This window comes from Mesorhizobium xinjiangense, from assembly GCF_009749525.1.
GTDB lineage: Bacteria > Pseudomonadota > Alphaproteobacteria > Rhizobiales > Rhizobiaceae > Mangrovimarina > Mangrovimarina xinjiangensis.
This window is the reverse complement of sequence record NZ_WOAC01000001.1, coordinates 223,840-242,643: the sequence shown is the minus strand read 5'-3', so window position 1 is coordinate 242,643 and position 18,804 is coordinate 223,840. Positions and strand designations below refer to the sequence as shown.

The following is an 18,804-nucleotide window of genomic DNA, read 5'->3' as shown; positions in this document are numbered from 1 at the left end:
CAGATTGGCAGTTGCCACGCGCCGCGCCTTGCGAAGGCGACGTGCTTGATGGACGAATGGACGCCAAACAATTAGCTTGTGGCGAGGCCACGCGGCGCGCCGCAATCTCGCAGAGCCATGCAAAGAAATTTTCTCAAATATATCTGGGCCAATACCAAACCTTACCAGATCTGGATGGCGGTGGTCATCCTGGTCTCGATGCCGTTCTATTTCTTCTCGCTGGAACTGCCCAAGCGGATCATCAACGGCCCCATCCAGGGCGATCCCTCGCAGGTCGGCGGCGGCACCGGGCGGTACTTTGAAGTCACGCTCCCTTTCGCCGAACGCATCGTCGGCCAACCGCTGGTTCTGTTCCAGGGCTTCGAATTGTCCAGGCTGCCCTTGCTCCTCGCCCTGTGCGCCACGCTGCTCGTGCTGATCATCCTCAACGGCTGGTTCAAGCTCTACATCAATACCTTCAAGGGAAAGACCAGCGAGCGCGTCCTGCGGCGCATGCGCTATGAGATGCTCGACCGGGTGCTGCGCTTTCCCGTCGCCGAGGCGCGCCAGGTCAAGTCGGCCGAGGTTGCCGGGATCATCAAGGACGAGGTCGAGCCGCTGGCCGACTTCATCGGCGAATCCTATTCCGGCCCCCTGTTTCTAAGCGGCCAGGCCATCACCGGCCTGACCTTTCTGTTCCTGCAGAATATCTGGTTCGGCCTCCTGACGATGGTGATCGTCACCGTGCAGTTCGTCATCATCCCGATGCTGCGCCGGCGCCTGATCGAGCTCGGCAAGGAGCGCCAGATCACCGCCCGCACCATGGCCGGGCGCATCGGCGAGATCCTGCAGGGCATCGACGACGTCCATCTCAACGACACGTCCAACTATGCGCGCGCCGACCTGACCCACCGGCTGGGCGATATCTTCTTCATCCGCCTGGAGCTGTTCAAACGAAAGTACCTGGTCAAATTCATCAACAATCTGCTGATGCAGTCGCTGGCCATCCTGTTCTACCTGATCGGCGGCTACTTCGTGATCGTCGGCCAGCTCGATATCGGCGCGCTGGTGGCATCGATCGCCGCCTACAAGGACCTGCCCGGTCCGATCAGCGGGCTGATCAACTGGGATCAGCAACGGCAGATGGCGCAGGTGCGCTATATCCATGCCATCGAGGGGTTCCTGCGCGACGACCTCGAACCGGCCAGTCTGCAGTCCGAGGACCGTCCCGGCCGCATCGAGACGGGCTACGAGGCACGGCAACTGGGCATCCGCGTGGACGGCGCGCAGCCGCTCCTGGAGGGCGTATCGATGCAATTGAAGCGCGGCGAGACCGTGGCGCTCGTCGCCAAGCCGACGGAAAGCGGCGTCCTCCTGCTGCAGGGCCTGGCGCGTCTCGTCGATCCGACGAGCGGGCGCATCCAGGTCGACGGCGCCGATCTCCGCGGGCTGCCGGAATCGCTCACCGGCCGCGTCGTCGGCTATGCCGACAGCAACACCTTCCTGCCCAGCGGCAAGGTGCGCGACCTTTTCGTCGAGGTCTTGAAGAACCGGCCCATGCGGGAGTCGGCGGCCGAGCCCGATCGCGGCAGCAAGACGGCCCGCGAAGCGGAAGCGCGCCGTGCCGGCAACCCGACATTCGATTTCCTCGCCGACTGGACAGATTATGAGCGCGTTGGCGCGGCTTTCGAGGAAGACCTGATCGACCACATCGAGGCCGTGGCGCGCTGTGCGGGGCTCTATGAAGACATCTGCGTGCTTGGAATCAACAGCCCCCTTCACGACGAGACCGGCGCGATCACGTCGCACATCGTCGAGGCGCGCGAACGGCTCAGGGCACATTTCGCCGCTTCGGGATTGGAGGCTTATGTCGAGCCGTTCGACAGCCATCGCTACCATATGCAATCGACGGTCGCCGAAAACATCCTCTTCGGCATGCCGCTCGACCCGGCGTTCGACCCTCAGAACCTGGCCCACAATCCAGCGGTTGCGGACCTGCTCGCGGCATCGCGGGCGCGCGCCCTTCTTATCGAGCTCGGCCTCGAGGTCGCCCGGACCTTCACCGAGATGTTCGGCAGCGATTCCGACAGCGCGCTGTTCGAGACCGTGACCGGTCTGACGCCGGAGCGCATCGACCAGATACGCCAGATGCTCGCGCGCATCGACCGGGAAGCGGACGGGGCGATCGAGAGAGAGGACGAGGACGAACTGATCGCGCTGGCCATGAACTATGTCGAGCCGCGCGATCGTTTCGGCCTGATGAGCGAGCCTTTGCAGGAGGCGGTCCTGGAATTGCGACGGGGGCTGCACCGCCATCTCGAAAGCGTGACGCCGCCGCCCGTCGCCTTCTACGACGAGGCGACTTACAGCCCGTCTCTGACGATCGCTGAAAACATCCTGTTCGGCCGCGTCGCGACCAATCTCGTCGGCGGGCGCGCGCGCATCACCAGCGCCGTGCGCGAGGTGCTCAAGGAGCTTGATCTGTGGCGCGCGGTCTTTGCGGCCGGCCTCGATTTCGAGGTGGGAACCGGCGGCAAGGGGCTGACGGACGGCCAGCGCCAGAAGATGCGGCTGGCGCGCGCACTGATGAAGAAGCCCGACATCCTCATTCTCAATCACGCGCTCGGAGCCTTCCCGTCGGGCGATCAGAAGGCGCTCCTGGAGGGGGTGCTGGACGGTGCGCGCAGCCAGTCGGATGATCGTCCGGGCATTATTTGCGCGCCCGTTGACCCCGCCCATGCAGCTTTGTTTGAAAGAGTGGTATTGTTTGAGGATGGGCGTCTGATCGAAGATGGCGCACCATCCGCGGTGCTTGGCCGGGCCGATGCCGAAATGTTGGAGAAGCCGCGCGAGCCGGGCACGGTCGCCGAAGTACGGGAGTAAGGTGTTGGGGAGCAAAATGACATCGCTCAATGACGAGGTGGCGCTGCTGCGTACGGTGCCGTTTTTCTCGTCGATCGACAGCGGGCGGCTGAAACTGCTGGCCTATGCGTCGGAGAAATTGGCCTTTGAGGACGGGGACCTCATCTTTCGCAAGGGCGAGGCGGAGAACGACACGTTCTTCATTCTCGACGGGGCAGCCGATGTCGTCGACGAAACGGGCGGCGAAGCCATCACCATCGCGCATCTGCCGCGCTATTCGCTGTTCGGCGAGATATCGGCCTTCTGCAACGTCCCGCGCACAGCCACCATGCGCGCCAGCGGCCATCTGATGGTTCTGCGCATTCCGCAAGAGCATTTCATCGATCTCATCCGCAGCTCGCCGGCGATGGCGCTGCAGATCATCCGCGTCCTGGCGCTGCGCCTCGTCGATACGACGAGCGACCTGGTCGCCGCGCGCGCCGAAGGTCATTCCGTCCATAATGACGCGTCGGGCAGTGCCTGACGGTTTCAGCGCGCATAGAGAACGACGAACACCATCACCACGTAGGTGAGCTGGTGCACCATCTGGTCGGCCCCCATTGCCGCCCAGAAGGCTCGTGACTGCATATCCGACTGGTGCGTTTTCGACCAGCGCGCCTTCGTCAGGTCGGTCAGGTAATGCACAATGGCCTCGGCCACGACCAGGACCGCCGTCAGTGTGATCGGCACGCCCACGAGCACCAGGACGATCAGCGATCCGATCGCATGGACGCCGACATGCGCATAACCCCCCGGATGCGTCGGGCTGCATTTGCCAGCCAGCATCCAACCCGTCTGAAGCAGATAGTCTGCAGCAAAGTGTTTTATCTGCAGCCCTGCGAGAAGTAGAAGTACAAGTGTTGCCATGCCTTGTGCTTGTTCGAGCCCCCCAGCCCATTATATCGCCCCAAGCCGAACCTAGGGCAAACAAGACGGCAAGAAAACCTCCAAACCCGTTTTGTCCGAACCTGTGTCTCAATTGCGTCAGGGATGCGGTACTCGCGATTTCCGCGGCGATGCCCGTTGCGGCCCGCCGAAACGCCGCGCGGGAACTGCGCTTCGGGTGCCGGACTCGAGGCTGGCTACCCTTTGACGCCGGATGAAATCATCACCGCCTCGGTCACCCTGCGCTGGAAGACGAGATAGGCGAGCGCCACCGGCATGGCGCCCAGAAGCGCCACCGACATCAGCCGGGCATAGAAGACCCCGAAGGCGTCGTTGACCTGCGTGATGCCGACGGGAATCGTCATCATGTCCTCGGTCGTGACCACCAGGAACGGCCAAAGGAACTGGTTCCAGGCCATGATGAAGGTGATGATCGCCAGAGCCGTGGTGATGCCCCAGTTGAGCGGCAGGTAGACCTTGAACAACAGCGTGTACTCGCCGCCGCCATCCAGAACCACAGCCTCGCGCATTTCCTTCGGCACAGCATCGAAGAACTGCTTGTAGACGATGATCACCACCGGGACGATGAGCTGCGGCAGGATGATGCCGGCCCAGGTGTTGATGAAGCCGAGACTGTTCATGAGGATGAACTGGGTGACAACCAGGGCCTGGGTCGGCACCATGAAGCTCGCCAGCACCACGCCGTAGAGAAGGCGGCGGCCGGGAAAACGCATCTGCGACAGCGCATAGGCGCACATCATGCCCGAAACGATCACGACCACCGTGATGATGACCGAGGTGACGATCGAGTTCATGTACCAGTTCAATAGCCGGGTGTTGAACAGGACGTCGATATAGGAGGCGAGGTTGAACTCGTCCGGGATGAGGCCGGCCTGTTCGCTGACGACGCGGTCTTCGCTGCGGATCGACGTCACGAAGGCCCAGTAGAGCGGAAAGATCCACAGGGCGGCGCCGACGATCGTGAGGATCGTGAGGATGGAGTTCTCGATGCGCCGTGCCGTGCTCATCGCGCGCCCCTGACTTTCAGAACCTGGAACTGCAGCACCGAGACCACCATGATGACGACGAACAGGACGAGCGCGATCGCCGATGCATAGCCGCCATGGTTGAGCTGGAATGCCTCGCGATAGACCATCAGCAAGAGCACGTATGACGAGTTGAACGGCCCACCCTCGCTCATCAGATAGACCTGATCGAATATCTTGAGCTGCAGGATCAATTGCAGAGTCAGCACGAGCGCGGTGACGGGCCACAGAAGCGGCCAGGTGACGCGCCGGAACTGCTGCCGGCTGTTGGCCCCGTCGAGCGCTGCCGCCTCATAGAGCTCCTGCGGAACGTTTCTCAAGCCTGCGATGAACAAGAGCACATTGAAGCCGTTCGTCCACCAGATGGTGACAACGGCGACCATCGGCATGACCCAATAGGGATCTTTGAACACCGGAACGGGCTTGCCGGTGAAGAAGGCGAAGGCGGGTTGCAGGATGCCGAACTGGAAATCGAGCATCCAGGTCCAGATCATGGTCACCACGGAAACGGGCAGGATATAGGGCAGGAAGAAGAGCGCCAGCATGGCCGCTTGAAGCCTGCCCGAGAGCCGGTTGACCAGAAGCGCGATCGTCAGTGCCAGCACCGTGGTGGGAACCACGGTCAGCAGAATGAAATAACCGTTGTTCTTCAGCGAGGTGTAGAACAGATTGTCCGTCAGAATGCGCCGATAGTTTTCAAGCCCCACCCATTCGCCCTCACCGATCAGCGGACCGTTGGTGAAGCTGAGCTCGACCACGCGGATGGCCGGCCAGAGAAAGACCAGGCAGAAAAAGAACACGAATGGCGCGACCAGGCTGAATGCGATCGCGAGGTGTTTTCGGCGGTTGTAGTGCGTTGCCACGGGTTGTGACCTTCTCCATGGTGGCCGCCGCCAGGTCGAGACTTGGCGACGGCCTGGGAGGAATCTAGCGCAGCTTGGACTGCAACTCGCTCTTGATCTGCTCGGCCGCAGCCTGCGGATCGAGATAGCCATGGATGGCCGGCGAGACGATGTTGATCGCCGCGTCGTAGACGGGGGACGCAACGCCGGCGATTTCCGAGCGCGGATCGTAGGCCGCGGTATCGGCGAGGCTGGAATAGGTGGCGTTGGGCTCCATCGCACCGAATTCCTCGCTGTCGGCCACCGGCTTGTAGGCCGGGATGTGGCCGGCGGTCGCCCAGGATAGGGAGTTCTTCTCCATCCAGCCAATCACCGTCATGACGGCCTGGCGCTTTTCCGCCGGCATTTCCTTGCCGGTCTGCTGCGGAATGGCGAAGGCGTGGCTGTCGGCCCAGGTCGCTTGCTGGTCCATCAGCTTGGGCACCTGCACTGCGCCCCATTCAAAGCCCAGCTTGCCGGTCTCGGCGAGGTCGACCATCGTTGGCACTTCCCAAACGCCGTTCAGGTGGAAGGCGGACTTGCCTGACGTGAACAGAGCTACCGAAGCCTCATATTCGGCTTGCTCCGGCTGCCAGCCCTTCTCGGTCCAGTTGGTCATGATCTCGATGGCCTTGGCGGCCTTGTCGAGGCTGTCGCCCGGCAGCACCTCGCCGTCCTTGATGAGGTCGCCGCCCTGCTGCTTGAGCAGGGTGAAGAAGACGCGGTAGACGCCGCCATCGTCGCCCGTCGCGTAGGAGACGGGGGCGGCAGAGCCGTTTTCCTTGGCCAGCGCCAGGGCGCGCTCGAAATCCTCCAGGCTGTCGATGCCTGTCAGATTGCCATTCTCGTCCAGGAACTCGCTGCCTTCGAGATAGCTCTTGTTGTAGTAGAGAACGATGGAATGGATGTCGAAGGGCACGGCGTAAAGTGCACCGTTATCATCAGATGCCGCGTTGATGGCGCGCTCGAAGAAATCGTCGCGGCTGAGGCCGGCGGTTTCCAGATCCTCGTCCGTAATCTCGCTCAATACGCCTTCCGACCGGCCGATCGGCATGCGCGAGAGGTGATAGGTCATGACATCGGGCCCCTGCCCGACGGCGGCGGATGTGCGCACCTTGGTGTAATAGGGCACGCCCCATTCGAGCGTCGTGCCAGTGATCTTGATGTCGGGATGCTCTTCATTGAAGCGGTTGATCAGCGCCTTCATGCGCACCCCGTCGCCGCCTGCCAGGAAGTCCCACCAGATGACTTCCTGCTGCTGGGCAAAGGCCGGCAGCGCGATAATGCTCGCGACCGACGCGGCCAGCAATGTCTTCATGAGTCTCATCTCATCCTCCCTTTTTGATTTCCAGCCTGGATAGCTTTCTTCTTCTCTCGATGAACGGCGGCGGATTTTCCGCTACCGCAGCCGCTGTCCTCCTCGATCAAAAACGAGGACATGTTCGGGACGGGCGCCGAGATGGATGCTGGCACCGTCCAGGTTGTCCCGCGTGCCCCGGCGCTCGACCACGATTTCCGTGCCGTCCTGCGTGCGCGTGTGCAGATAGGACACGCCGCCCAGATCCTCGACCATCTCGACCTGGACCGGGATGCCTTCCCCGCTCACCTCGATATGTTCGGGGCGTATGCCCGCCGTCAGCTCCGTGCCGTGCGGCGGGCGGCCGCCGGCAAGTTGCGCCTCGATCGCGGCACCGCCGGCATTTGTGAGCGAAATTCCTACCCGGCCGTCGCCGGCGCCCGCCGCATGGCCGGGCAGGAAATTCATCGCGGGGGATCCAATGAAGCCGCCGACAAAGCGGTTGTCGGGATCGTCATAGAGCTCGATCGGCCGGCCGGCCTGCTGCACGACGCCGTCGCGCAGGACGAATATCTTGTCGGCCAGCGTCATCGCCTCGACCTGGTCGTGGGTCACATAGATCATGGTCGCGCCGATGCGCTTGTGCAGCCGGGCGAGTTCGAGCCGCATCTGGACGCGCAACTCGGCGTCGAGATTGGACAAGGGCTCGTCGAACAGGAAGACTTTCGGCTGGCGGACAATGGCCCGGCCGATCGCCACGCGCTGGCGCTGGCCGCCGGAAAGCTGCGAGGGCTTCTTGTGCAGATGATCCTCGAGCTGAAGGATACGGGCGGCCTCGGCCACCATTTCCTGAACCTTGCTCTTTGCCGCCCGGGCCAGCCGCAGGCTGAAGGCCATGTTCTCGAAGACGGTCAGGTGCGGGTAGAGCGCGTAGGACTGGAACACCATGGCCACGCCGCGCTCGGCAGGCTCGACGCGCGTCACGTCGCGCTCTTCGATCCCGATCGAGCCGCTGCTGGTTTCCTCGAGGCCGGCGATCATCCTCAAAAGCGTGGATTTTCCGCACCCCGAAGGGCCGACGAAGACGCCGAACTCGCCCTTGCCGATCTCCAGCGAGACGTCTTTTATGACTTCGACGGCGCCGAAGGACTTGCGGACATTGTGGAGCGTGACGCCGCTCATGGTTCAGACCTTCAGGCGGATCAGGTGATAGGACAAGGGCGCCAGCCCGCCGGAGAGTCTGCCGTTTTCCACCAGGAGCCCCGATCCCTCGACCGGCGCGACACGATGGGGCGCCTCCGGTCCGTTGGTTTCGCGCAGGCGTCCCTGCCCTTCGATGACCCGATGCTCTGCAAGCCGCGCCTCGGCGAAGCCCGTCAAGGCCAGGTCGAGTTCCAGCGTCTCGCTGAGATGCCTGTTGAGGACGAACAGGTTGACGAAACCCTCGCGCGCGTCGTGCACGGCGGCGATATCGAGATAGGCGACGTCGTCGGCGACCCGGCAGTCATAGGTCGGACCGTCGACGCTCACCCGCAGCGCGCGGCCGCGGCCATAGAGCGAGGCGAACTGGTAGGGATAGTAGATCGTCTGCTTCCAGGCCGGCCCGCCGCGCTCGGCGCGGATCGGCGCGATGACGTTGACGAGCTGGGCGATGCAGGCGATGCGCACTCGGTCGCTGCGCCGGATGAACTCGTTGAGGAGGCCGCCGACGAACAGCGCGTCCTCGATATTGTAATCCTCTTCCAGCAGCGCCGGCGCCTCCGGCCAGTCCCATTCCTTGACGCGCCGGGAGTCCTCGTCGCGGTTGTGATACCACACGTTCCATTCGTCGAAGCAGATGAAAACGTCGTTCTTGGCGCGCTTCTTGGCCTTCACATAATCGATCGCGCCGCCGATGGCCTGGATGTAGCGGCCCGTTTCCTCGATCTTGCCGAAATAATTCAGCGTGTCGCTGCTCTTGTTGCCGAAATATTTGTGCAGGGAGATGTAGTCGACATTCTCGTAGCACTCTTCGAGCACCACGCGCTCCCATTCGGGATAGGTGGGCATGCCGTCATTGGAGCTGCCGCACACCACCAGTTCGGCATCCGGCGTCAGGCCGCGCAGGGCCTTGGCGGTCTCGTCGGCCAGGCGGCCATATTCCTTGGCCTCCTTGTGGCCGATCTGCCAGGGCCCGTCCATCTCGTTGCCGAGACACCACATCTTCACGTCATAGGGCTCCTCCACGCCGTGGCTGCGGCGTAGGTCGGACCAATAGCTGCCGGATGGGTGGTTCACATATTCGACGAAGTTGCGCGCTTCCTCCAGGCCGCGCGAGCCGAGATTGACCGCCAGCATCATCTCGATGCGGGCGCTGTCGGCCCATTGCGCGAACTCGTTGATGCCGACCTGGTTCGTCTCCTTGGAGCGCCAGGCGAGGTCGAGCCGCACCGGGCGATCTTCCTTCGGGCCAACGCCGTCCTCCCAATTGTAGGCGGAAACGAAATTGCCGCCTGGATAGCGTATGGCCGGAATCTGCAGATCCTTGACCAGCGCCATGACATCCCTGCGGAAGCCGTTCGCGTCGGCTTCGGGATGGCCGGGCTCATAGATGCCGCTGTAGATGGCGCGGCCCATATGCTCGATGAAGGCCGAATAGAGTCGTTCGTCGATGTCACCAATTGAAAAGTCGCGGTGAATGGCAGCGCGAGCCTTCATGCATCCTCCCTTGAAATCATATTTTACGATATGGATCGTAATTATTGATATGTTTTGCCGATGAGGATCGCGCCGTCAAGAGGCTTGTTGGGAAATGTGAGATGGGCGCCTTACCGCCGCGTGCGCAGCCGCATCACGATGTCCTGGTCGTAATTGCCGAAGCCGCGCCCGAAAACATTGACGCCGCCGGGATAGCGGGCGTCCGGCTTCACCTCGATCCGGAGGCGGATCGACCGGTGCGCATCGAGCTGCAGCGCATCGAGATTGACCGGGGAGATGCGCACGCCGTCGACGAACGTGCCTTCGCGGTTGACCGTCCAGCTTTTCAGCATGCCGTATTGCGATCCGGCGAGTTTCCACCAGCTCGGCGTATAGACGCCGCGCTTGTCGCCGAAATCGCCCGGCGAGGTCCAGCTTCCCAGCTCCACGCCGTTGACGCAAAGCGTTATGTCCGACGGCCAGTCCGAATGGGTGCCGGGGACCTCCGAACTCAGTTCCATCGAGAACTCGACATGCTCGATCTCCGATCCGTTGAGCTTGGCGTTGTTGGGAAACTGATATTCGACGAAGCCGCTGGTGAACCAGAGCAGCGACGCCTTCATCCGGTCGGGATCGAGAAAGGTGTCCGGCACATCGAGAAATCCGATAATGCCCTCGGGCGAGCAGATGCCGCAAGGCGCGGTAACGGCGCAATTGGTATACAGGCCGAGCGGCATCGCGACCTGTATGTCATTGGCATTCAAGTTCTTTTCGCCCGCCTTGAACATCACCAGGATTTCGTCGCAGGTCGGATAGCAGATCTTCTGGCTGCCCTTCCTGGCGCGCTGGGATTCGGTGCGGATGAGGCCGGCATCCTCCAGGATCTGCACATTCGAGGAAACGGAGGACTGCGGCAGATCGAGGAGCCTGGCGATCTCGTTGACGTTCAGTCCGCCGCGCTCATGCAGAAGCTTCAGCATGCTGATGCGCGCCGGAGAAGCCAAGCCCTTCAAAACTTTGATGTCATCCTGCGGATCGATGACGAGAAAATTCTGGCTCATGCGTGCTCCTGCCTTGCCTGCTGAAGCTCGTTCTATATCGATGTTTCTGATATTGATAGCCGCTGGCGCGAGAAAACCACAATTCTTGGTACACACCTGATAGCAACCGGCGTCGTCGTCGCCGCGCCCGTCCGCTGCTCGCCCGTTGTGAGCGCCTTGGTCTGCGACGCCGCGCCTACCGGTAGAGCAGCGTCGGCAGCCACATGGTGACGGCCGGCACGAAGGTGACGAGCAGAAGCACCAGCACCAGCGGTACGAGGAACGGCAATGTCGCCGCCACACAGCGCTCGAACGGCACTTTGGAAACCCGCGACAGCACGTAAAGCACCATGCCGATCGGTGGGGTGAGCAGGCCGATCATCAGGTTGAGCACCATCATCACCCCGAAATGCACCGGGTCGACGCCCATCTGCACAGCGATCGGCAGCAGCACGGGGACCAGGATGGTGATCGCCGCCACAGTCTCCATGAAGCAGCCGACGACGAGCAGGATGAGATTGATCAGGAGCAGCACGATGATCGGATTGTCCGAGATGGTCAGGATGAGCGCGGCGAAGTGTTCTGGCACGCGGTTGGAGGTCAGGATCCAGGCGAAGATCGAGGCGGCTGCCACGATCATCAGCACGACCGCAGTTGTCTCGATCGTGTCGACCGAGACGCGGATGAAGCGCCGCCAGTTCAGCGTGCGGTAGACGACGAGCCCGAGGAAGAGCGCCCAGGCGCAGGCCGCGATCGCGGCTTCCGTCGGCGTGAAGGCGCCCGACAGTATGCCGCCGACGATGATGACCGGCGTCATGAGCGAGAGGAAGGCGCGCGCAAATGTCGTTCCCAGCACCGACATGCGAAAGGCCTGGTCGCGCGGATAGCCGCGGCGGCGCGCGAACCAGGCGATCATGACCATCAGCGCTACCGCCATGCACAGGCCGGGCAGGAAGCCGGCGGCGAAAAGCTGGCCGATCGAGGCGCCGGCGACCACGCCGTAGATCACCATCGGCAGCGAAGGCGGGATGATCGGACCGATGGTCGACGATGCCGCGGTCACGCCGACAGCGAAGTCGGGGTCGTATTTGGCGTCGCGCATCGCCTTGATCTCGATTGCGCCGAGCCCGCCGGCATCGGCAACCGCCGCGCCCGACATGCCGGCGAAAATGACCGACGCGCCGACATTGACATGGCCGAGGCCGCCCCGCATCCAGCCGACGATCGCCCTGGCGAAGTCGAAGATGCGTTCGGTTATGCCGGCGGTGTTCATCAGATTGCCGGCCAGGATGAAGAAGGGCACGGCCAGAAGCGGAAAGGAATCGACGCCGTTGACCATGCGGTGGACGACGACCACATCCGGCACCCGTCCGTCGAGAAAGATGAAGACCGCCGAGGCGCCCGCCAGGGCGATGGCGACCGGCACGCCCAGCACGATCATCGCGAAGACGAGGACAAAGAGCAGTGTCAGAAGCATGGCGGACCTGGGCTAGAGATTGGGACCGGTGGCGGCAAAACTCTCGGGATCGATGAGCCGGCTCGTGCCGGTGCGCCAGTGGCGCGCAAGCACGAGCAGACCGTAGAGCGTCATCGCGGCGAAACAGGCCGCGACCCCCCAATAGACGATCGATTTGGGCAGGTTGATCGACACCATCATCTGCATGGTGCGCCCGGCGAGTTGCGTGCACAGCCAGCCGGTGATGGCGTAAAAGGCGATGGCGATGAGATCGACCGCGATCTGCAGGACGAAACGCAGCCGGCGCGGCAGGTAGCGGTAGGCGAGTTCGACGGCGATGTGGCTTTCCTTGCGCACCGCCATCACGGCGCCGATGAAGGTGACCGCGATCAGCAGATAGCGGGCGATCTCCTCGGTCCAGCCGAGCGAACTGTTGAGGACGTAGCGTGTGAAGAACTGCAGGAAGACGACGAAGGCCAGGCACCAGAACACGGCGACGACGAGATAGTCGTCCGCCTTCACGTCGGAGAGATCCGGATCCTCCGGCCCGAGGCGTTCGTCATCCGTCGTCTCCGCATCCTTCATGCGATCCTCCCTTGCCGCAGGGCACGGCGTTTGCGGCAGCTGCGGACGGCCCGCACGCGCCGCGCCGGACCGCCCCTGCGCCGCCATCGGCTTTCACTATTCGATCGCCTGCAGCTTGTCGTAGGTCGCCTGATCCCAGCTGGCGTCCTCGCCATTGTGCAGCTTCACCGTGGCCTCGCGGAAGGGCGCCCGGTCGACCTCGTTGACGTTGACGCCCTGGTCCTTGAACCACTGGACCAGTTCCTGCTCCTGCTCGATGATCTGCTGCGTGGCGCATTCGGCTGTCTCGTCCAGCACACCTTCGAGCGCCGTGCGGTCCTCCTCGCTCATGGCGTTCCAGGCAGGCCCGCCGACGATGGTCAGGAGCGCGTCGGTGATATGGCCGGTGAGATTGACGTAGTCCTGCACCTCGTAGAACTTCTTGGCCTTGATGGTCGGCAGCGGATTTTCCTGGGCGTCGACCGTGCCCTGCTGCAGGGCAAGATAGACCTCGGCGAAGGCGATCGGCGTCGGGTTGGCGCCGGCTGCTCGCGGAAACATCATGTAAAGCGGCGCGTTCGGCACGCGGATCTTCAGGCCCTCCATGTCGGCCGGCATGTTGATCTCCTTGTTGGAGGTCACGTGACGTTCGCCGTAATAGGTGAGCGAGGTGATGTGGTTGCCGGTCGCCTCCTCGTAGCCGGCCGACAGGTCGGCAAACAGGTCCGACTTGCGGTACTTGTCCCAATGCTCGAAGTCGCGGAACATGTAGGGCGCGCCGCCGATGGCGACGGGGCCGTAGGCGCGGCCGGCAAAGAGCTGTCCGGTATAGATGATGTCGACGGTGCCGAGGCCAAGTCCCTCGTTGATGTCGACTTCCTTGCCGAGCGACGAGGCCGGGAAGACCTCGATCGAGTAGCGATCGTCGGTCGCCGCCTTGAGCTTGTCCGAAGCCTCCACCGCGCAGGTGTGATAGGGCTCGCTGGTCTCGTAGACATGGGCCCATTTCAGCGCCGTTTGGGCCGCCGCCGGGCCGGCGAACGTGAATGCTCCGATGCCGGCAAGCGCGATCACTCCGGCTCTTGTCTTTCTGTCGATCATTTTGTTCCTCCCTTGGTTGGTCGCTTCCGTCCGATCCCATCCTGGTCCCGCTTCGCGTGGTGGGCAGGACCCGTGTGGTGTCGGACCGAATTGCTGGAAAACTCGTCCGGACGGGCCGCACGATCATGCGCCCTTGTCCCGGTGTCTCCTCCTTGCCGCCACGGCCGGTCCGCGCGAAGCGCTGATCGCGCCGGTCCTGTTGGCGGCTCTCCTCGACTGACATGTTAGCATGGTTTAGCACGTTGGCAACGGCACGCGGCCGGCAAAAGACGCAAACCCGTCCTTGCAGCGTCGAACCCGCGCAACGCCCCTGCCGGGCTCTCGTCTTGCGATGGCTGGACGTGTAATGAAACGAATAACCGATCATGGTTGAAGACAAACGACAATGACGATGCATGCGTGGCGAAGGGCAGATGGAGATTGAAGCCGACATCGATGCCGGCGAGCGGCTGATCCGGCTCAAATACAAGAAGCGGGGCTGGCTCGTTCTGGCCGCGACGCTGGCTGCCGCTCTCATCTTCATGTGGGGCGCGCTGACCGTCGCCGGCCTGCAGGCGCTGCGTACCGTCGAGGCGTCGCTGCGCGAGGCGCTGGCACTGCAGACCGAAACGCTTTCGGGGCTTCTGGAAAAATACCGCCTGCTGCCGCCGCTCCTGTCGCGCCGCGACGATATCGTGCAGGCCTTTGCCGATCCGCATTCGCCGCGTGGTCTGGCGCTGGCCGAGGCCAAGGCGACCGAGATCGCCAATTATTCGGGCGCCAAGGACGCCGCCTTCGCCGATGCGTCAGGCCGCGTCTTCGCCTCGGCGCGCGGCATATTCGACAATTCCAAGCTGAACGAGAGCGCGCTGCTGGAGGCCGCCCTTCAGGGCCGCCTCGGCCGTGAATCCATGTCGCCCGACGAGAACGAGCGCGCCTATGTGTTTGCCTCGGCGGTCAGGCGCGCCGGCGCGGTCATCGGGGTCATCGCGATCTATGTCAATATGGATCGCATCGAGCTGACCTGGGCGCTTTCGAACAACCCGATCGCCGTTGCCGACAGCACGGGCCGCGTGTTCGTCGCCAACCGCGCCGACTGGCGGCTGCAAAAACTTTACGGCAGGCCCGGAGACGATGCGATCTTCGGCGCTGCGCCGGCGGCAACGGGTGGCGTGGTCACGCCCGCCGCCGGCAGGGCGCAGTATCGCACGGCGGCGCGCCAATTGCCGCTGATGGGCTGGACGCTCCACGTTTTTGCCGACGACGCGCCGGTGCGCACGGCCGAACGCAACGCTGCGATCGTCGCGCTCCTGACCTGTCTGCTGGCCGGCAGCCTCGCCTGGTATGGCGTGAAGCGCCAGGAAGTGCGTGCCGTCAGGCAGTTCCGCGCCCGCGCCACCTCCGTCCGCCTCGAACAGCTGGTGCGTGAGCGCACGGCCGATCTGACCGAGGCCAATGCCGCGCTGGCGCACGAGGTCAAGGAGCGAACGGAAGCCGAGGAACAGTTGCGCCGCACCCAGGCCGAATTGATCCAGGCGGCGAAACTCGCAGCACTCGGCCAGATGTCGGCGACGCTCAGCCATGAATACAACCAGCCGCTTGCCGCAATCCGCACATATGCCGACAATGGCCGGCAACTGATCGCGCGCGGCCGGGTCGAGGCGGCGGCCGACGCGCTTTCGCGCATCGGCGGGCTGGTCGAGCGGATGTCGGAGCTTTCGCGCACGTTGTTGTCCTTCGCCCGCAAGCCCGGCACGGCGATCGGCGACGTGCGGCTCGAGCCGGTTGTCGATGAGGCGCTGATGCTGGCCACGCCGCGGGCGCGCAAGGCTGGGATCGCGATCCGCAAGCAGGGGTTCGACGCCGGAATGGCGGTGCGCGGCGGCCATGTGCGGCTGAGCCAGGTCGTCGTCAATCTGGTCAACAACGCCATCGACGCGCTCAGCGGGGTCGGAAGCGCCGGCGCCGTTGCCGAGCCTTTGATCACGCTGCGCGCGCAACGGCACGACGATCGGATCGTGCTGAGCGTCGAGGATAACGGGCCGGGTATCGCCCCGGCGGCGCGCGATCATGTCTTCGAGCCGTTCTTTTCCACCAAGGGCGTCGGCGAGGGGCTGGGGATCGGCCTGTCGATCGTCTACAACATCGTACGCGAATTCGGTGGTTCGGTCGCTGTCTCCGATACGAGCGAGGGCGGTACACGCATCGCCGTCACGCTGGTCGCGGCGGCGGTCGAAAAGCCTTTGGCGAGGGCCTCATGAGCGAAGCGAGGATCGTGCTCGTCGACGATGACGACGATCTCCGTCCCGCCCTCGTGCAGGGCCTGGAACTGGAGGGCTACGACGTTTGCGCCTTTGCGCGTGCCGAGGCCGCGCTCGAAGAGGTGACACGCGACCTCTATGGCGCCGTCGTCACCGATATCCGCATGCCGGGCATGGGCGGCATGGAATTCATGCGCCGCGTTCTGGAGATCGATCCGGCGCTGCCGATCATCCTGATCACCGGTCACGGCGATATCGCGCTGGCCGTCGAGGCGATGCGCAGCGGCGCCTATGATTTCATCGAGAAGCCGTTCCCGGTGCACCGTCTGACCAACGTGGCCGAACGGGCGATCGAAAAGCGCCGGCTGGTGCTGGAAAATCGCCTTCTGCGCAACACGCTGGAGGCCTCCGGCGGCCTCGATACCCGGCTGGTCGGGCGTAACGGCGCCATACGAAAGCTGCGCGAGGAGATCGCGGCGCTGGCCGACACGGACGCCGACGTGCTGATCCTCGGCGAGACCGGCTCGGGCAAGGAGGTCGTGGCGCGCGCCCTGCACGATTTCGGCGGCCGCTCGAAGGGCCATTTCGTCGCCATCAATTGCGGCGCCCTGCCCGCCGACATCTTCGAGAGTGAGCTTTTCGGCCACGAGGCCGGCGCCTTCACCGGGGCGCAGCGGCAGCGCATCGGCAAGCTGGAACATGCCGATGGCGGCACGGTCTTCCTCGACGAGATCGAATCCATGCCGCCCGACCTGCAGGTCAAGCTGCTCAGGGCGATCGAGCACCGCACGATCGAGCGCCTCGGGTCGAACAAGTCGATTCCGCTCGATGTGCGCTTCATCGCCGCGACCAAATCCGATCTGGCCGAGGAAAGCCGGCTCGGGCGATTCCGGGCCGACCTCTTCTACCGGCTCAACGTGATCGCCCTGCGCATTCCCGCCTTGCGCGAAAGAACGGACGATATCCCGCTCCTGTTCGCCCATCTGTGCCGCGAGGCGCGGGCGCGCTACCGGCGCGAAATCCCGTCCATGACGCCGGCACTGGAAGCCGACCTCACCGCCCATGACTGGCCGGGCAATGTGCGCGAATTGCGCAATGCCGCCGATCGCTGGGTGCTCGGCCTGTGGCGCGGCTTCACCGCGCAGGGCGATGCGACGGAGGGAGATGGCGCCGGCCCGCTCGCCGAGCGCGTCGCCGCATTCGAGAAATCCGTGATCCTGGCCGAGCTGGCGCGCAATGGCGGACGCCAGAAGGAGACCTATGAGGCGCTCGGCATCTCGCGCAAGGGGCTTTACGACAAGTTGCGTCGGCTCGGCATTTCCGGACCGGACGATGAGTAGCTGGCTACACATAAGCGCAGCCCGATGGGTAGATCTGGTGACGTCCCGGCAGTGCAGCTGCGAACCGGTTGCGCCGCAATGCCCGGCATGAGGCCTGACGCGCGCTTCGCATCGACTTGGCACGGCGATTGCGTGTTATGATGCGGCGGCCGCTTGCAAGCGGCGTCAGGGCGATCAGGCCGGTCGTGACTGGTCCGGCACATCGCTTCAACGATTCAAGAGGCGGACGGCTGCGTTCGCGAGAGTGGAGGAAACCATGAAAGTATTGCTCGGCGCCGTCTCGGCGCTCGCCATTGCTGTGTTCGCTGGCCAGGCAAACGCTGCTGAGGGCTGCGACGATGGCGAAATGGTCATCAAGTTCAGCCATGTCGTGGCCGAAAAGGGCCATCCCAAGGGTGAAGCAGCCGTCAAGCTCGCCCAGCGGGTCAACGCCGAAATGGACGGCAAGGCCTGCATGCAGGTCTTCCCGAATTCGACGCTGTTCGACGACGACAAGGTGATGGAAGCCCTGCTTCTGGGCGACGTCCAGCTTGCCGCGCCGTCGCTGTCGAAATTCGAGGCCTATACGCTGAAATACCGCCTGTTCGACCTGCCGTTCCTGTTCAGCAGCCTACAGGCGGTCGAGGCTTTCGGCACGTCCGACAAGGGCAAGGACTTGCTCAAGACCATGGAGGACAAGGGCTATACCGGCCTTGGCTACTGGCTGTCGGGCCTCAAGCAGTTCTCGGCCAAGAAGCCGCTTGTCGAACCCACCGACGCAAACGGCCTCAAGTTCCGCATCCAGACCTCCGATGTCGCCAATGCGATGATCGGGGCGATCGGCGGTTCGGCCCAGAAGCTGGCCTTCAAGGAGGTCTACGGCGCGCTGCAGACCGGCGTCGTGGACGGGCAGGAGAATTCCTGGTGCAACATCTACACCCAGAAGTTCTTCGAGGTGCAGGATGGCGTCACCGAGACCAATCACCAGACGCTGGCTTATCTGCTCGTGACGTCGACGGAATGGCTGAACGGGCTCGACGATGACGTGCGCGAGCAGTTCCTGACCATCGCCGAAGCCGTCACGGCGGAGGCCAATGCCGACGTCGCGAACAAGGAGCAGGCCTGCCGCCAGAACATCCTCGACGCCGGCGGCATGATCCGCGAGCTTGACGACGAGCAGCGCAACGCCTGGGTGGAAACCATGAAGCCCGTTTGGGAGAAGTTCGAAGGCGACATCGGCAAGGATCTGATCGACGCCGCGGTCTCCGTGAACGCCAGCAACTGATCCGCGTCACAACACGACCATGACGCCGTGCGGCGCCCGCCGCCGCACGGCCAACACGGACCGCGCCGAATAGAGCATGTCCCGCTCAAACGGAATCGTTTGAGCGAAAGGTACATGTTCCAGCATATTGATCT

At 63.5% G+C, this 18,804-nt stretch carries 15 protein-coding genes; 5 read left to right on the top strand and 10 right to left on the bottom strand.

The features are described from left to right. Positions 1-117 precede the first annotated feature (117 nt). Both GM909_RS01180 and GM909_RS01175 read left to right on the top strand, forming a co-directional pair. Positions 118-2,862, top strand: a complete 2,745-nt coding sequence (locus GM909_RS01180) for an ABC transporter transmembrane domain-containing protein (RefSeq protein WP_157014355.1) — start codon at positions 118-120, stop codon at positions 2,860-2,862. Positions 2,863-2,878: 16 nt separating this feature from the next. Next, positions 2,879-3,364: a cyclic nucleotide-binding domain-containing protein gene (locus GM909_RS01175; protein ID WP_198174073.1), complete on the top strand. Its 486-nt coding sequence runs from the start codon at positions 2,879-2,881 to the stop codon at positions 3,362-3,364. Positions 3,365-3,369: 5 nt separating this feature from the next. On the opposite strand, the gene GM909_RS01170 is transcribed toward GM909_RS01175, so the two are convergent. From GM909_RS01170 to GM909_RS01125, 10 genes are all read right to left on the bottom strand, one after another. After that, a complete protein-coding gene (locus GM909_RS01170) occupies positions 3,370-3,747 on the bottom strand; it encodes a DUF3307 domain-containing protein (RefSeq protein ID WP_157014353.1) in 378 nt (125 codons plus the stop codon). Positions 3,748-3,962: 215 nt separating this feature from the next. Next, entirely contained in the window at positions 3,963-4,793 is an 831-nt protein-coding gene (locus GM909_RS01165) for a carbohydrate ABC transporter permease (protein WP_157014352.1), read from the bottom strand. After that, on the bottom strand, positions 4,790-5,674 hold the full coding sequence (locus GM909_RS01160; protein WP_235911558.1) for a carbohydrate ABC transporter permease: 885 nt from the start codon (positions 5,672-5,674) through the stop codon (positions 4,790-4,792). Before GM909_RS01160 ends, GM909_RS01165 begins: the two co-directional genes overlap by 4 nt. A 64-nt stretch (positions 5,675-5,738) precedes the next feature. After that, entirely contained in the window at positions 5,739-7,019 is a 1,281-nt protein-coding gene (locus GM909_RS01155; protein ID WP_157014350.1) for an extracellular solute-binding protein, read from the bottom strand. Between the two features lie 72 nt (positions 7,020-7,091). Then, entirely contained in the window at positions 7,092-8,171 is a 1,080-nt protein-coding gene (locus GM909_RS01150; protein ID WP_157014349.1) for an ABC transporter ATP-binding protein, read from the bottom strand. Positions 8,172-8,174: 3 nt separating this feature from the next. Continuing rightward, a complete protein-coding gene (arfA, locus tag GM909_RS01145; RefSeq protein ID WP_157014348.1) occupies positions 8,175-9,686 on the bottom strand; it encodes an arabinosylfuranosidase ArfA in 1,512 nt (503 codons plus the stop codon). A gap of 110 nt (positions 9,687-9,796) precedes the next feature. Continuing rightward, complete coding sequence (locus tag GM909_RS01140) at positions 9,797-10,726, bottom strand: ArsR/SmtB family transcription factor (RefSeq protein ID WP_157014347.1); 930 nt, start codon at positions 10,724-10,726, stop codon at positions 9,797-9,799. Positions 10,727-10,901: 175 nt separating this feature from the next. Continuing rightward, positions 10,902-12,182, bottom strand: a complete 1,281-nt coding sequence (locus GM909_RS01135) for a TRAP transporter large permease (protein WP_157014346.1) — start codon at positions 12,180-12,182, stop codon at positions 10,902-10,904. 12 nt (positions 12,183-12,194) lie between these two features. Continuing rightward, positions 12,195-12,746, bottom strand: a complete 552-nt coding sequence (locus tag GM909_RS01130; protein WP_157014345.1) for a TRAP transporter small permease — start codon at positions 12,744-12,746, stop codon at positions 12,195-12,197. Between the two features lie 96 nt (positions 12,747-12,842). Then, positions 12,843-13,826, bottom strand: coding sequence for a sialic acid TRAP transporter substrate-binding protein SiaP (locus tag GM909_RS01125; RefSeq protein WP_157014344.1), 984 nt, complete (start codon positions 13,824-13,826; stop codon positions 12,843-12,845). A gap of 413 nt (positions 13,827-14,239) precedes the next feature. Between GM909_RS01125 and GM909_RS01120 the strand changes: the two genes are divergently transcribed. From GM909_RS01120 to GM909_RS01110, 3 genes are all read left to right on the top strand, one after another. Next, on the top strand, positions 14,240-16,066 hold the full coding sequence (locus GM909_RS01120; protein ID WP_198174072.1) for a sensor histidine kinase: 1,827 nt from the start codon (positions 14,240-14,242) through the stop codon (positions 16,064-16,066). After that, positions 16,063-17,406 (top strand): sigma-54-dependent transcriptional regulator, encoded by a 1,344-nt coding sequence (locus tag GM909_RS01115; protein ID WP_157014342.1) that lies wholly within the window; start codon positions 16,063-16,065, stop codon positions 17,404-17,406. The genes GM909_RS01120 and GM909_RS01115 overlap by 4 nt, the downstream gene beginning before the upstream one ends. A 256-nt stretch (positions 17,407-17,662) precedes the next feature. Continuing rightward, entirely contained in the window at positions 17,663-18,670 is a 1,008-nt protein-coding gene (locus GM909_RS01110) for a DctP family TRAP transporter solute-binding subunit (protein ID WP_157014341.1), read from the top strand. Positions 18,671-18,804 lie beyond the last annotated feature (134 nt).